The sequence below is a fragment of the Aureibaculum marinum genome, from assembly GCF_003813905.1.
In the GTDB taxonomy this organism is placed as follows: domain Bacteria; phylum Bacteroidota; class Bacteroidia; order Flavobacteriales; family Flavobacteriaceae; genus Aureibaculum; species Aureibaculum marinum.
Window position 1 is genome coordinate 1 of record NZ_RPFJ01000078.1, and the last position, 1,614, is coordinate 1,614.

Genomic DNA, 1,614 nt, shown 5'->3' on the forward strand with positions numbered 1-1,614 from the left:
TTTTATCAAGAGCATTTGCAGTAGTAAAGAGAGGAACACCGTACGTAGAACTACAAAAGTTTGTAGCTTAAAAATAATCTTTAAATAATTTGGATTTGACCTTGGAATACGTATAACCGTCAGTTACGGGATTAAAGTTAATGATTTTCGGTTTAGTACTGACGTTAGCAATTCCGAGTGGATTCGGACGTAGTCGAATCCGCCGTAATTGCGGTTATACATTGTTGTAAACAGTGCTTTTTTCATTTTCTAATTCTATTTACTTTGACATAAAACCAAGGAACAGGTTCAGCGTTCATCGGGTCATTTAGAAATTCCATAACTTCATTCCAATTCTCAATATTTTCAAAAAGTCCGAATTCGTTTAATTTAAGTCCAGATTTTTCTTTTAAATCATTCGCTAAGTCGTTGCAATGAAATGAATGGAAGTCTCCACTTATTTCAATTCCGATTATGTCGTAACCTAAAAATTCGTCTTTTTCTAAATCGAGCTCTTTGTTTTTAAGTTTGCTATAAATTCCAATTTCTCCGCTATTTGATTCAGTCGGTTTTGTCATTTCCAAAGCTTCTTCCAAATCAGATTCGGGAAAGCTGATACTTAATATTTCAAAGTCAGAATCATTAGGAAAGAACTTTTCTTTGTATTCGGTCAATGTTTTTAAGTCCGAAAACGTATTTATCCAACCGAGTTTTTCTTCGTCCAATTTTTTATCTGCCCAAAATTGTATTTCCTCAACATTTTTGTCAGTCAGATTAAAAGTTTGTTTAGTTTCTTCTAATTCTTTCTTTTCAGTTGTTGCCCAAGAAATTGCCCAAGAGTCAAAAAAAGAATCGTTTATACAACGACTACAACTATAAATTTCCGAACCTTTAATCGTTCCGTATTCGACAGGTTTTAATTTAATGAGATAATATGCTCCTATGTAGTATTTCACTCGGTTTTCGGCATTGTTTACAACGGTTCGTATAACCGTCAGTTACGGGTTAATATGCGTTAATTTTCGGTTTGGCACAGACTTTAGCAATTCCGAGTGGATTCGGACGTAGTCGAATCCGCCGTAATTGCGGTTATACATTGTTGGCAACAGTTTTTATTTTTAATCTCCTTTTCCGACTGGAACTATGACAAAAGCAAAATCAATTTCATTTGGCACGCCATAATCAGTCAAATATTTTCCTCCAAGTCCGCTAACTTGCGATTTTTTGTCCTCAACTTCAAGTCCATATGTTTCTCCGAACATAAACTTAACTCCATTATCTAATTTAAGAGTATCAGTATCTGAAACGTTGAATACTTTAAATTCCCTTGGCTTAATAACTAAGTCTTTTATAATTCCAATATTTTCGGTGGTTTCGTTGTAAAGGAAAACCTTATATTTTTTTCCTGTTTTATTGTATTTCGCTGGGATAATTGAAACTTCAGTTCCTTTCTCGATAAAGACGTTTCCGTGCGAATCAGTCCACTTTTTTTCTTTTGGCTTTTCCATTGGGTCAAAACCGTACATAAATTTATTGAGTTGTCCATTCGAGCTTTCCAATTCCACAATGTCCATTAATTCCTCAATGTATGAGCAAACCCTTTCTCGGTCTTCCGTATCTAATTCCAGATAAATA

Annotated in this window: 2 protein-coding genes; both read right to left on the reverse strand. The window is 34.3% G+C overall.

From position 1 onward, the window contains the following. Positions 1–242: 242 nt before the first annotated feature. Positions 243–935, reverse strand: a complete 693-nt coding sequence (locus EGM88_RS14985) for a hypothetical protein (RefSeq protein ID WP_123899233.1) — start codon at positions 933–935, stop codon at positions 243–245. 162 nt (positions 936–1,097) lie between these two features. Beyond that, a partial coding sequence (locus EGM88_RS16085; RefSeq protein WP_238988464.1) for a DUF4844 domain-containing protein occupies positions 1,098–1,614 on the reverse strand: 517 nt, incomplete at its 5' end.